The organism is Myxococcales bacterium (assembly GCA_016712525.1).
GTDB lineage: Bacteria > Myxococcota_A > Polyangia > Polyangiales > Polyangiaceae > JAAFHV01.
Genome location: JADJQX010000007.1, coordinates 1,059,356 through 1,072,444 on the forward strand (window position 1 = coordinate 1,059,356; position 13,089 = coordinate 1,072,444).

A 13,089-nucleotide genomic window follows, 5' to 3' on the forward strand; every position below is an offset into this window, starting at 1 on the left:
TGGGGCCCGCCGCGCCTCCCGGCTCACAAGGCCGGGAGGGACCAATCGAGCCCGAAGAAGCCCGCCGCACGGAGGGACGCGGACCCCAGCACGAGCTGCCCTCGGGCCGGGGCGACCTTCTCGTCGTACACCACGAAATCGGGGAGGAGATCGGGCAACGAGAGGGCGCGCAGCGTGCCCTCGGGGGTAGGGGAGAGCACCACGGCGACGTACCTGTCGGGCGCGGCGGGGTTCGGGCGGACGAACGCGGCCCCGGCCTCGCGGCCCTCGAAGCGCCGTGAGCCCACTACGATGGCTTGCCCGTCGGCGCGAATCGGGAACGGTGCCGTCGCCTCGAGCTTGGCCGTGAGGGCGTTGGACGCGCTCGAGCCCACGAGGAAGAGCGCCTTGGTCGTGCCGAGCACGTCGCGCGCGAGGGCCTCGGTGTCGGACAGGATCGGGTAGGAGGCGGTCACGCCGAAGCGCACCTGGGCGAAGCCCCGCGCGACGCGCTCGTTGGCGATCCGGAGCTTCGGATCGCGTGTGCCATACACGAACACGAGCGGCTCGTGGAACACGTCCCGGAAGGGCCCCGTCAACGCCCCGGCCTTCTCGCCGGGCTTTGGCTTTCCCGGCTCCCACCCCGCCGGTGTGCGGACGAGCTCGATCGGGGCGCCCTTGGGGAACGTGAGCACCTTCCCGTCGAGCGCCACCTCCAGGGCCGCGTCGGCGTCGAAGAGCTTCTCGTCGCGGTCGAGCACGAGGGCCGACACGTTCGTCGTGGTCGCCTCGATGCGCGTGCGCGACGAGGCGTGCGCGCGGACCTCGCCCCACGCGTCGCTCTTCGCGAGCTGCCTCACGTGGACCCACGCGCTGTCGCTCCAGCGCGTGCGCGCCGTGCGGAAGAGCACCCACTTCGGGTGGAGCTGCGTCTGACGCGAGAGGAGCCACTTCGCCGTCTCGGGCTTCTCGTACGTGGTCTGCCACACGTTGTGCCCGAGGTCGGGGTGCTCGTGCTTCACCGGGTAGTGGAGGGCCTCGTACTTGTCGATGAGGACCTTGCTGTTCTCTTCGGGCAAGTCCTGCGTGCCGTGCACGATGTAGAGCGGGAGGCCACGGCCGTTCGCGGCCCAGTCGGCGTTCGAGCGGTCCTCCCCGAGGAACCTCTCCCACGCCGAGAGGCGCTTGCCGGCCACGTCCCGACGGACGAAGGTGCTGTGATAGCCGCACAAGGGGGCCGCGGCCGAGAACACCCACGGGCGGCGCAGCGGGATCCCCGCGGCCCCGATCCCTCCCATCGACGGCCCCGTGATCGACACGCGGCTCGGATCGATGGGGAACCGCTCTTTCACCCACGCGATGGCCTGCATCACGTCCTCTTCGGCGAGCTCGCGGTACATGCCGTTCCCGTGGCCCGAAGGCGCGAGCACGAACGCCGGGAGAGCCTCGAGCGGCGGCATGTGGCGGTCTTCCCACGCGCCGTCATGGCCCGCATCGTCCTTGCCGAAGAACCAGCGCACCATCTGGAGGGGCTTTCCGTTGAGCCCGTGGAGCGCGACGACGAGCGGGAAGGGGCGCGCCGTGCCCGTCGACTTGACCTGGGCGGCGTAGGCCGGCGGCACGTAGAGGCCGAGCTCGGTCGTGCGGTCGTCGGCGCGTGAGCGCATCGCGTGCCTGCGGGCCCCGGAGATTTTCTCGAGGGGGTGGCCCTCCGTGAGGGCGCGAGCCTCGGACGCGAGCTCGTCGGCTTCGGTGTCGAGCGCGGCCCGGTCCGCGTCGGCTTCCGAGACGAACGCGCGTAGCCGCGACACCCGGAGCTCCACGTCGAGGCGAAGATCGGCGAGCGTGAGGCCCGCGCCCTTCGGGCCGTCGGGAGGAGCGGGCGGCGTCGCGAGGGCCTTCGAGGCGAGCGCGAGCGCCGCGAGGACCTTCTCGGGGGCGACTACGAGGAAGCTCTCGACGTCGGCCCCGACACGGACCTCGACGGACGCCCCGTCGACCCCCAGAACGGGCAGTGAAGGTGCAGAAATTTTGGTCGTTCCCGAAGGGTCGGCGATGCCCGCGTAGGCCTCCGAGAGCACCGTGCCGCCGCGCAGGACGCGCACGGTGACGGGCAGCGGGCGGCCGTCGGGGACGCCGTCGGGGAAGCTCACACGCACCTCGGGGACGAGCTTCGTCGCCGTGGCGTCGAGCGCCCGCGTGACGCGAATGCGTGCAGGATGCATGGCTGCGAGCGCGGCGGCCCCCGAGGGGACCTCGACGACGAGACCGGTGGGGCGGGCGAGGCCGTCGTCGACGATGCGTGCCGCGACCTGCCACGGTCCGTCGTGTTGGTGGAGCTCCAGCGAGACGACGTGCCGGCCTGCCGAGAGCGAGAGCGGCACCGCGTCGTCGTCGTCGCGCGGGGGGCGCCCTTCGTCGCGCGAATGGATGACCGTGCCGTCGACCGAGACACGAACCCCATCGTCGACCGAGAGGAGCAGGAAGCCGCGGAAATCCCGCTCGGTGCGGAGGGTGAAGGTCGCGTAGGCGAGGGCCTCCCCACGCGGCGCGAGGCGCTCTTTCAGGTCGACGACACCCGAGCGCGCGATCTCCACGGTGGTGCGACGCGAGCACGGATCGGGATCGCCCCCGGCGCATACGAGCGCCTCGGAGAGGGCGAGGGGCGGCATGCCCGAGGGCCGGTCCCCGAGCGCGAGCTTGGCCCCCTTGCTCGTCGCCGGCGCGCCGGTCGGCTTGCGGGCCTCGTACGGGCCCGATACGACGAAGACGCCGACGCGCCCGTCATCGGCGAGGCCGAGCACGCCGGGGGCGGGGGGGCTCGCCTCGGCGGACGGCCCGGGCGCGCCGAGGCCGAGCGCCAACACGAGACAGGCGCCGGCGAGCCGACGGCAGCTGCGTGCGGACGAGCCGGTCACTCGTAACCCTCGGATTTACTGAAGGTTTTGGGCGAGCGTCTTCGGCTCTTGGCGGAAAAGGATCTCGACCTTGTTCGCGTCGACCACGCGGGTGACGACACCGTCTCCGAATTTGGAGTGGTGGACGAGGTCGCCTTCGGAGAAGGCCTCGGAGACGCGGTACGGGCGGAACTCGGAAGGGGTCTTTCCACTGACGGCCTTCTCCCAGAAACGCTCGCGGGAGACGCGCTCTTCCTCGGCGCGGACCGCCGCGGCGCGCACGCCGCCAGCGGGGCGAGGGGAGGACGAGCCACTGGCCGCGCGAGGCTTGGCCTCGGAGACCCCGCGCTCGCGGGGGGCCTTCTCGCCCGGCAGACGCGGCCGGTAGTTGTGATGCGAGCCGCACGTCGAGCACTCGACGCGGACCGGCGTGTTGCCGACCATCGCGATGATGCGATGGTTCAGGATCATCTTGCACTTGGTGCAGTAACTATCGGCTTCCCCGCCCGTCTTGAGAGGCTTCGACATTGGACTTCGGCCCCATAGCACACTCGTGGCGTCGGCGATCCGGTTCCGCGCGGAGAGACGTTTCGGCCCGCCGGTCGTCGGGCCGCGTCGGTCGTCAGGCCGCGCGCAGGATGCGGACGATCCCCTCGGCCGTGCTCGCGATGGCGGCGTGCGAGGCCTCTCCGCGCGCGCACAAGAACACGGGGCCGTCGGAGTAGGCGAGGGGCTGAACGAGCACCGCGTCCCGCAGCTCGGAGATGCGGGTCGACACGGGGGCAGGATCGCTCTCGGCGAGGAGCGGTGCGTAGGCGGCGATTTCCTCGCAGACGGCCCACGAGCCCGCCCCCGCGACCACGATCCCCGACCCGTCGGCGAGCACCATGGCGTCGAGGTTCTCTCGCGCCCGCGCCGTGGCGAGCTGGTAGTGGAGCGCGACGAGGGGGTCGTCGCTGCGGTGCTGGCGTCGGTCGTGCGTGGTCATGAGGCGAATTTTCGGCCGCGGGGCGCGCCGGGGCCAAGTATTCGGGCGCTCGGTCGTCCCTCGGGCGAGGAAGCTCTTCGGTGCGCGCTTCGTGCTCTCCGAAGTCGTTGTGGAACCTCGGCCCACGTGGCAAGGAAGGAGACAGGAGTCCGTCGAAGCATGTCCGAGTTCCCCCACACCGCGAAACGTGAGCTCTACAAGAATCGGCGCGCCGCCTTCGTCCGCGCCATGCGCGAGCACGAGCCCGCGTCCGTCGCCGTGCTCGCGGCGACTCCGGTGTGGCACCGCAACAGCGACGTCGAGCACGAGTACCGGCAAGACTCCGACGTGCACTACCTCACGGGCTTCGCGGAGCCCGAGAGCGTCGTCGTGCTCTCGTCCGACGCGGACGGCGCGCCCCGGATGACCCTCTTCGTTCGCCCACGCGATCCCGAGCGGGAGACCTGGGACGGCCCGCGCGCGGGCGTCGACGGCGCGGTCGCGGGCTTCGGCGCCGACAAGGCCTTCCCGATCTCCGAGCTTGCGACGGAGCTCCCCAAGCTGCTCGAGGACAAGCGGCGCCTCTACTACCGCGTCGGGCGCGATCGCACCTTCGACGACAAGGTCTTCGTCGCCCTCGACCGCGCGCGCGGGCGGGCGAAGCTCGGCCACGACTACCCGACCGAGCTCGTCGAGCCGGGCACCATCGTGCACGAAATGCGCCTGTTCAAAGACGACGAGGGGCTCGCTTCGATGCGTCGCGCGGCCGAAATCACGGCGATCGCGCACGCGAAGTGCATGGCCGTGACGAAGCCCGGCATGCACGAGTACGAGGTCGAGGCCGTGCTGCTCGACACGTTCCGGCGCCACGGGAGCGAGCGCGCCGCCTACGGGAGCATCGTCGGCTCGGGGCCCAACGCGACGATCCTCCACTACCGATCGAACGACCGGAAGATGAACGACGGGGAGCTCCTCCTCATCGACGCGGGCTGCGAGTACGGGTACTACGCGAGCGACGTGACCCGCACGTTCCCCGTGTCGGGGACGTTCTCCGAGCCGCAGCGCAAGATCTACGAGCTCGTCCTCGCGGCCCAGCTCGCGGGCCTCCGAGCGACCACCCCCGGCGCCACCCTCGAGACGATCCATCAGGCGTGCGTCGAGGTACTCTCGAAGGGCCTGGTCGAGCTCGGGCTCCTCGCCGGACCGCTCGACGAGGTCGTCCGCGAGGCGAAGTACAAGCGCTTCTACATGCACAAAACCAGCCATTTTCTCGGCATGGACGTGCACGACGTCGGGCGCTACCACCTCGCGGGCAAGCCGCGCGAGCTCCGCCCCGGCATGGTGCTCACGGTCGAGCCCGGGCTCTACGTGAGCGCGAGCGACGAGACGGTCGACCCCCAGTGGCGCGGCATCGGCGTCCGCATCGAGGACGACTTGCTCGTCACGGAGAGTGGGCACGAGAACCTCACCCGAGCGATCCCGAAGACGGTCGCCGAGGTCGAGGCCGCGTGCCGCGCGACCGTGTGACGCTCGACCCGCGCTCGTGACGCCGGCCGCGAGCGCCGCCGACCACCGAGCTACACGTTCGTGCCGAGTGGCGGGAGCGCGCCCTCGTCGCCGGGGAGCGTGCTGTCGTCGGCCTGGACCCTCCGACGGCGTGACGCTCTCCATTTTGCCCACATGTAGGCGAGCCAGCCCACGACGAATCCCAAGACGGCGCCGACGAGGATCGAGCCGACGATCCAGTCGAGGAGGAGCGAAGGGGCCTCGTCGAGCACCCGAGCGCGGGTGAGGGCGGCCCAATGCCCGGTGCGGAGCACGTGGGACGCTTGGACCTCGGCGAGGACGATGAAGGGCAAAATGACGATGTTCGACACACGCGAACCGAGGAACGCGTAGAGCCGGTTTCGCCGCAGCACCGTCGCGAGGGCGAGGGCGATCGGCCCGTGGACCCCGACGGCCGGGCTGCACCCGGCAAACACCCCGAGAAATACGGCCTCTCCGACCTCGCGGGGCGACGCACGCTCGTTCTTCGCGCGCCGCACGAGACGCCGCACCCGCACGGCGAGGCGGGAAACGAAGGAGCGCCTGCGCGGAGCACGAGCCATGGGCTCATCGTACCAAAAGCTCGACCCTCCGACGAACGGGGCGTCGGGTGGCCTTTTTGGCACGGGCGCTCGGTCGCGGTAGAGTCGTCCGCGTGAACTTCGACGAGGCCCGGAGGCGGTTCGGCGAGTACCAAAAGGCCGAGCGGAACGCGTCGCCGAACACGCGGGCGGCCTACGAGAGGGATCTCGTCGCGCTCGAGGGGTTTCTTCGCGAGCGAAAGGGGCTCGCGGAGGACGCACCGGTGCCCGTCGCGCTCGTCGATCTGTACGTCCTTCGCGGCCACCTCGGGGCGCTCGCGCGGACCCACGCGCCGTCGTCGATCGCTCGAAAAATCGCGGCTATTCGCTCGTTTTTTCGCTTCTTGTCCGATCGAGGCCTCGTCCGCCAGGACCCCTCCGAGGAGCTCGCGAGCCCCAAGGTTCGGAGGCCTCTGCCGACGTTCCTCTCGGTGGACGCGGCCAAAGAGGTCGTGGAGGCCCCCACGGCCGGCGACGCTCACCCCGCCGTGGCCGCGCGCGACCGAGCGGCGATGGAGCTCCTGTACGGCGCCGGGGTCCGTGTGAGCGAGCTGTCGGGCCTCGACCTCGGGGACATCGACCTCGGCGCTCAGCGGGCGCGTGTGCTCGGCAAGGGCCGCAAAGAACGACTCGTGCCGTTCGGGGAGGCAGCGGCCAGCGCCCTGCGAGAGTACCTCGCGCTCCGCGACGCGTTTCGTCACCCACGAACCGGGGAGCTCGATCCGAGGGCGCTCTTCGTCTCGGTGCGAGGGCGGCGCCTCAACGTCCGGGCCGTCCAGCTCTTCGTGCGGGCCTACGGCGCCCAAGGGGCAGGGCGCGCCGACCTCCACCCTCACGCCCTTCGTCACACTTGTGCGACCCACCTGCTCGACGGCGGCGCCGACCTCCGCGCGATCCAGGAGGTGCTCGGCCATGCGTCGCTCTCGACGACGCAGAAGTACACCCACGTGTCGGTCGAGCATCTGCTCGCGGTGTACGACAAGGCGCACCCGCTCGCGCGAGGGAAGCTCCCGAAGGTCGGCGGCGGGGAAGGCTGATCCGGGGCGTCTCCCGGCCCGAAAAATCTGACCCGCATTTCGGCGGCCCTGAACTAGGGTGCACCCGTGCTCGTCCGCTGGGTCCGTCGGTCACAGCTCACCCTCGGAGGCGCCATCTTCGGCGCCCTTTGGGTCTCCCTCGTCGAGGCGCGCGCCGCCGGAGCGCTCGACACCGATCTGCCCCCGCTCGGGCCTCTCTTCCTGGCGGCGCTGGGCCTCGTGGCCCCGCTCGCGCTCGTCGTAGGGCTCGTCGTGGCGGTGGCGAGCCTCTTCTTCGAGCCGGGCGAGATCTCGTCGCCGCGCGAGCTCCTCCACGCCGTCCGGGAGGCCCCGGTGCTCGAACGCTCGCGGACCGCGGCGATCGCACCGCTCTCCGTGATCGCGGCGTTCGTGTTCGTGGTGGTCACTTCGCACATCGGCCACACGCGCCTCGCCGAGGGGAAGCCGCTCGAAGCCGGAGTGGTGCTCGGTGCGTTCACCATCGGCCTCGTGGTCGTGCTCCTCGGCGCGGTGCTCGCGCTCGCGCCCCTCCTTCGTCGTGCGCTCGCCTACGGCGCCGAGAAGAGCTCCGCGTTCGTCGACCCCGTGAGCACGACCCTCGCCGCGCTCGTGCCGGTCACGCTCCTCTTCGCGTACGGAGTGTCCGCGGGCGACACGAGCGGAGGAGGTCCGGGGCCGTTCGCGATCCTCGGTGTGCTGAAGCGCCCCGAGCTCGATCTCCGCCCGGTCGGCCACGCCCTCGTCCTCGCCGCCTTTGGGTATGCGGCCGCGGTCGGGTTTCGGAAGAGCCGCGTCGTCGCGCCGTCCGTGGCGCTCTTCATGGTGCTCTTCGGGGTCGCCGCGACCGCGCGCGACGCCACCCTGATGAACCAAAAACCCGAGCTTTCTCGTGGGCTTGCACGCTCTGCTCCGCTCGGCAAGATCGGCCTCGCCGTGCTGCGCGCCGCGACCGATCGGGACCACGACGGAGCCTCTCCGCTCTTCGGCGGCGGCGACTGCGACGACCACGACCGCGCTCGATACCCCGAGGCGGTCGACGTCCCGGGCAACGGCATCGACGAAGACTGCTCGGGCGCCGACACCCCGCTCCCCGCGCCGAAAGAGCCCCCTAAGGTCGCCGCCGCACCCAAAAAGAAGCGGCGGCTCAACGTGGTCCTCATCACGGTCGACACGCTCCGCATCGACCTCGGCTTCATGGGCTACAAGAAGCCCGTGAGCCCGAACATGGACCGCCTCGCGGAGAAGGGCGCGGTCTTCGAGCGCGCCTACGCGATGGCGTCGTACACGGGGAAGAGCCTCGGCCCGCTCCTCATCGGCAAATACCCGAGCGAGACGCTCCGGGACGGTGGCCACTTCAACGTCTACTCCCCGAAGAACGTCTTCGTCGCCGAGCGCGCCAAAGACGCGGGCTACGCCACGCTCGGGGCGATGTCCCACTTCTATTTCCGGCACTCGTCGGGCCTCTCTCAGGGGTTCGACCGGTGGGATCTGTCGGCCATCCCTCCGGGCCTCGCCGACAACGACAACTCGGTGTCGAGCGAGGCACTCTCGAACGTGGTGCTCAAGATGCTCGAGGACCCGGCCCGAGCTCCGCAACCGAAAGACGCGGGCGCGAGCGAGGCGAGCGACGCGGGGGTGGAGCGGCCGTTTTTTGCCTGGTTCCACTACTTCGACCCTCACGCGCAGTACGCACCTCACCCCGAAGCCCCGAGCTTCTCCGACGGAGACAAGAGCCCCGCGGCCTGGGTGCACGCGCAGTACGACGCCGAGGTTTGGTACACGGACAAACACATCGGTCGGGTGCTCGATGCCATCGAGCGCTCGCCGTACGCCAAGGACACCGCGATCGTGCTCACGGCCGACCATGGCGAGGCCCTCGGGGACCACGGCATGAGCTGGCACGGCGCCGAGATCTGGGAGTCGCTCGTCCGCGTACCCTTGGTCGTCTACGTGCCCGGCATCGCCCCGAGGCGCATTCCCTTGAAGCGCTCGCACATCGATCTCGCCCCCACGCTGCTCGAGCTCATGGGGATCGAGGCAGGCGAGGGAGAGCTCTCCGGCCAGAGCCTCGTGCCCGAGGTGGAGGGCGAGGGCGACCTTCAGGAGCGCGACGTCTACGTCGACATGCCGATCGGGCCGTTCAACGGCACGCGCCGCGCGCTCATCACGGGGCCGACCCCGGGCACGAAGATCATCAACCTCGGGGGCTCGCAATACCAGCTCTTCGACCTGGGCTCCGACCCGGGGGAGCTGAAGGACTTGGCGAAAGACAAGGAGAAGCTCGAACCGATGAAGGCCGCGATGCAGGCCTACCGAGCGCGCTTGCGGGAGATCGAGGTCAAGCCGGCGGAGAACTGAGCTCGGCTCTCAGGCCGCGGCGCTCGTGCCGACCATCGTCGCCGCGAGCCCCTCGCGGAGCTTCGAGCGCGCGCGGTGGAGGCGCGAACGAACCGCGCTCTCGGTGAGCTTCATGCGGTCGGCGATCTCCTGGAGCGCGAGATCCTCGTGGTAGTGGAGCACCACGACGTCGCGGTAGTCGTCAGGGAGCGTGTCGACGGCGTCTTTCACGACGGCGGCGGCGCGGCGCGAGGAGAGCAGCTCGTCCGACGAGGGCTTGTGGGGCGTGCGGGCGCTGAGCGAGTCGAGGTCCTCGATGTCGTGCCCGAAGGTCACGCGAGCCCGTAGGCGCCGCTGGGAACGCATCATCATGAGGGCCTCGTTCGCGGTCACGCGAAAGAGCCACGTGGAGAAGCTCGAGTCACCGCGGAACGAGCCGAGGCGACGAACGACCTGCACGAGCGTCGACTGAAGGAGGTCGCGTCGGTCCTCGTCCGACACCGGGTACCGCTGGAGCTGCTTCTCGACGTGAGGCGAGAGCATCGCCACGATCTGGTTCATCGCGGCGCGATCACCGGAGGTTGCACGGTCCATGAGGGCGGGGTCGATTCCGTAGGCCATGCTCCCCCTAATGCGACCGCCGTGCCACTTGTAACTTGTTGAAATTAAACAAATATGGCGCGCCGTAAGGTGTCCGATTTCCGACAGGTGACGGGAGCCGTGCAGGGGCGACGCCCGAAGGCCCCGGGGCGCGCGCTTTCGGCCCGGGCGCGTCCCCTGATAGAACAACGGCATGGTCCTCGCGCTCGCTGTCCTCCTTCAAGTGGCCCAGCCGGCGTTCGGTCCGGCGCGCCCCGCCGAGTGCGCCAAAGCCGACGGCACGAGCGGCACCAACGTGTGGGATCGGGCGCGCGCCCCCGAGCTCCGCGTCTACTGCGAGAAGCTCGCGGCCGCGACCTCGCTCCTCGTCGGTACGGGGCCCGTCTCGAGCGAGGTGCTCACGCTCGTCGACGAGGCGGCGCGGGCGCGACCGGAGCGGGCCTCGCCCCACGTCTTGCGTGGCCGTGCGCTCGCACGGCTCGGTCGCCACGCCGAGGCGCTCGCGGCCTTCGAGCAAGCAAAAAAACGGGACGAGCGCGCGATCGAAGAGCCTCGCGCCCTCGCGACGTACGCCCACGGGCTCGCCCGCGCGGGGCGTCACGCGGAGGCCGTGCGGGCCTACAGGGCGCTCCTCCCGCGGGCCTCGCAGCTCGACGTCCACGAACGTGGCCAGGCGTACGTCTCGGCGGGGCTCCTCCTGCTCGCGGAGGGGCCGGCCTCGGCCGACGACGCCCTCGCCGTGCTTCGGCAGGCGCGGCGTGAGGCGCAGGAGTCGCTGCAGGTCCTCGCCGCGGTCGCCCTCGGGCTCGCCCTCGATCGCGTCGGAGAGGCCGAGCAGGCGCGCTCGCTCGTGGCAGAGCGGTTCGGTCGTGATCCCCGCCGTCACGAAGCGGCGTTCGCCGACGCGAAGGCGCGCGAGGTGCTCGGCGTCCTGCCCGATCCGGCCGAGGAGCACGCCCTCCGAGCGATGCTCTTTGCCGAGGCCGACGCTCCACGCGCCGCGTCCCTCTTTCGAGAGTACGCCGAGAAGAGCACGAAGAAGACCTGGGAGGCGCACGCACGAAGACGCGCCGGCGCGCTCGAAGGGGCGCGCAAGCCCGCCGCCAAGAAGGGGCCGTGACGTGACCGCGCGGGGCACCCTCGCCGCGTGGGCGCTCGGCGTTTGCGCGTTCGTCGCGCCCGCCGTGGCGCTCGCGGACACGGCCCCGTCGTTTTGGGAGAGGGCGCGCGATCCCGAGGCCACGGCCCGCTTCGCTCTCCACACGAAAGTTCGCCAGATCCTCAATTTCGAGGCCGAAAATCCGCTCGTTCGCTTCGGCGCGCTCGACCGCGCGCGCGCCGTGCTCGAGGCCGAGCACGCCGAGTCGAGCCCCGATCCGAGGCTCCGCTTCGATCTCGGCGAGGTGTACAACAAGCTCGAGCTCCACGAGGACGCGGTGCGTGTGCTCGGCCCGGCGGTCCGGGAGCACGAAGCGCACCCCGCCGCCCTCGATGCGATTTTGGCGCTCGCGGAGTCGCACGCCAAGCTCGATCACCCGCGCGAGGAGCGCGACGCGTACCGGCTCTCCCTCGCGCACGCGGTCGACCCGGGTTCACGCGCCACGGTCACGATGAACCTCGCCGAGGCCGAGATGCGCCTTGGCGATCTCAAGCTCGCCATCGCCACCTACGAAGAGGCCATCGGTATCGCGAGCACCTTGCCGTCGGGCTCGTCGGCCCACGAGACCACCGCGCTCGCCATGTGGGGCCTCGCCGTCGCGCTCGATCGGGCGGGCGAGTCGGGCCGCGCGAAGTCCGAGGCCGCCCGAGCCGCGTCCCTCGATCCGAACCGCGCCATCCTGGGCGGGCCGAAGGTGTTCTTCGTGCCCGCGTACGAAATCGACTGGTACCTCGCGATCGGCGCGGCGGCCGAGGCGGCTTCGGCCACGTCTCCCCACGACGCGTTCGACTACCGCAAGATCGCCGAGGACCACTTCCGTGCGTACGTCACGAAGGCGCGTCCCGAAGAACCGTGGCTCCCGCTCGCGAAGGCGCGCCTCCGTGAGGCCGAGCGACTTCGCGCGGCCGCCGAGCGGGTGGCCAAGGCCACGAAGCGCCCTACACCTCCGCCGGACCCGTCGCAGACCTTCACGTTCTGAGGGCCTCGCGTTCGATAACCCATCGAATGGATTCATGAAACCTCTTGTCTTGACGAGCACCGCCCAGGCGCGCCGCGTGAAGGCCGTGCTCGACGCGACGCGCGCCTCGTGCGACGTGGGCGCCCGCCGCGAGAGGGACCCGGTCGGCCTCGTGCGCCCGTTCACGCACCGCGACGATCGCGAGCTCGTCGGGCTGCTCGCCTCGAGCCTCGCGTTCGGCAACGTGACGATCATCTTGGCCAAGGTGCGCGAGGTGCTCTCGGTCCTCGGCCCGAGCCCGCGCGAGACGGCGAGCCGTTTGCCGAGGCTCCAGCGTGGGCTCCAGGGGTTCGTGCACCGCCTCTTTCGTGGAGAGGACGTGGCCCGCCTCCTCTACGGGGCGAGGCGATGCCAGCTCCGCTTCGGGAGCCTCGAGGCGCTCTTCCTCGCGGGGCTCGAAGGCGGCGTCGACCGCGCCGGCCCGGACGAGGCGAGGGAGGCGCTCGCGCGGCTCGTCGACCACCTGCGCGACGAGGGCGGCCTCCCGCGGACGAGCCCCGATGGCCGCCGAGGTCCGGCGCATCTCCTGCCCGCCGTGCGCGCCGGGGCCGGCGCGAAGCGTCTTCATCTCTTCCTTCGGTGGATGGTGCGGCCGGAGGACGGCGTCGACCTCGGCGTCTGGAGCGGCGTCCCGCGGCGTCTGCTCGCGTGCCCGGTCGACACGCACATCCTCAAGCTCGGGAGAAACCTCGGCCTTACGGCGCGCAAGGACGCGAGCGACCGCACCGTGCGCGAGATCACGGCCTCGCTCGCCCGGTTCGACCCGGAAGACCCGACGAAATACGACTTTTCGCTCTGTCATCTGGGCATGGAGACGCGCTGCCGCGAGCGCTTCGTTCGCTCGGTCTGCGGCGAATGCCCGGCCCGCGGCGCGTGCCGGCACGTGCCCCGAGCGGATTCGCGAGACCCGCACCGCCAATCGATGGACTTCGAGGCGAAAACCGTGCGAGGTTAGGGGTTGTTCGGGCG

Annotated in this window: 11 protein-coding genes; 6 read left to right on the top strand and 5 right to left on the bottom strand. The window is 70.8% G+C overall.

The annotated features are described in order from the left end of the window. Window positions 1-23: 23 nt before the first annotated feature. The 3 genes from IPK71_21670 to IPK71_21680 all read right to left on the bottom strand — a co-directional run bounded on the left by IPK71_21670 (window position 24) and on the right by IPK71_21680 (window position 3,864). Window positions 24-2,897, bottom strand: a complete 2,874-nt coding sequence (locus tag IPK71_21670; GenBank protein MBK8216349.1) for a hypothetical protein — start codon at window positions 2,895-2,897, stop codon at window positions 24-26. Between the two features lie 15 nt (window positions 2,898-2,912). After that, entirely contained in the window at window positions 2,913-3,404 is a 492-nt protein-coding gene (locus tag IPK71_21675) for a hypothetical protein (protein MBK8216350.1), read from the bottom strand. A 94-nt stretch (window positions 3,405-3,498) separates the two neighbouring features. Then, window positions 3,499-3,864, bottom strand: coding sequence for a hypothetical protein (locus tag IPK71_21680; protein ID MBK8216351.1), 366 nt, complete (start codon window positions 3,862-3,864; stop codon window positions 3,499-3,501). Between the two features lie 159 nt (window positions 3,865-4,023). Between IPK71_21680 and IPK71_21685 the strand changes: the two genes are divergently transcribed. Beyond that, window positions 4,024-5,370, top strand: a complete 1,347-nt coding sequence (locus IPK71_21685; GenBank protein MBK8216352.1) for an aminopeptidase P N-terminal domain-containing protein — start codon at window positions 4,024-4,026, stop codon at window positions 5,368-5,370. A 50-nt stretch (window positions 5,371-5,420) separates the two neighbouring features. Here IPK71_21685 and IPK71_21690 read toward each other — a convergent pair whose 3' ends face one another. Then, on the bottom strand, window positions 5,421-5,951 hold the full coding sequence (locus tag IPK71_21690) for a DUF2062 domain-containing protein (GenBank protein ID MBK8216353.1): 531 nt from the start codon (window positions 5,949-5,951) through the stop codon (window positions 5,421-5,423). 92 nt (window positions 5,952-6,043) lie between these two features. Here IPK71_21690 and IPK71_21695 point away from each other — a divergent pair, with 92 nt between their 5' ends. Further along, window positions 6,044-7,006, top strand: a complete 963-nt coding sequence (locus IPK71_21695) for a tyrosine recombinase XerC (GenBank protein ID MBK8216354.1) — start codon at window positions 6,044-6,046, stop codon at window positions 7,004-7,006. A gap of 66 nt (window positions 7,007-7,072) precedes the next feature. Next, window positions 7,073-9,364 carry a sulfatase-like hydrolase/transferase gene (locus IPK71_21700; GenBank protein MBK8216355.1) on the top strand — a complete coding sequence of 764 codons (2,292 nt, stop codon included), beginning with the start codon at window positions 7,073-7,075 and terminating at the stop codon, window positions 9,362-9,364. 9 nt (window positions 9,365-9,373) lie between these two features. Here the strand turns inward: IPK71_21700 and IPK71_21705 are convergent, their stop codons facing one another. Then, the gene (locus IPK71_21705; protein ID MBK8216356.1) at window positions 9,374-9,937 is read right to left on the bottom strand and encodes a sigma-70 family RNA polymerase sigma factor; all 564 of its coding nucleotides are present in this window, start codon (window positions 9,935-9,937) and stop codon (window positions 9,374-9,376) included. Between the two features lie 199 nt (window positions 9,938-10,136). Between IPK71_21705 and IPK71_21710 the strand changes: the two genes are divergently transcribed. Genes IPK71_21710 through IPK71_21720 form a run of 3 tightly spaced genes read left to right on the top strand, consistent with a single transcriptional unit; the run spans window position 10,137 to window position 13,075 of the window. After that, window positions 10,137-11,063 (top strand): hypothetical protein, encoded by a 927-nt coding sequence (locus IPK71_21710; GenBank protein MBK8216357.1) that lies wholly within the window; start codon window positions 10,137-10,139, stop codon window positions 11,061-11,063. Between the two features lies 1 nt (window position 11,064). After that, complete coding sequence (locus IPK71_21715; GenBank protein MBK8216358.1) at window positions 11,065-12,081, top strand: tetratricopeptide repeat protein; 1,017 nt, start codon at window positions 11,065-11,067, stop codon at window positions 12,079-12,081. 34 nt (window positions 12,082-12,115) lie between these two features. Next, window positions 12,116-13,075, top strand: coding sequence for a TIGR02757 family protein (locus IPK71_21720; GenBank protein MBK8216359.1), 960 nt, complete (start codon window positions 12,116-12,118; stop codon window positions 13,073-13,075). The last annotated feature ends 14 nt before the right edge of the window (window positions 13,076-13,089 follow it).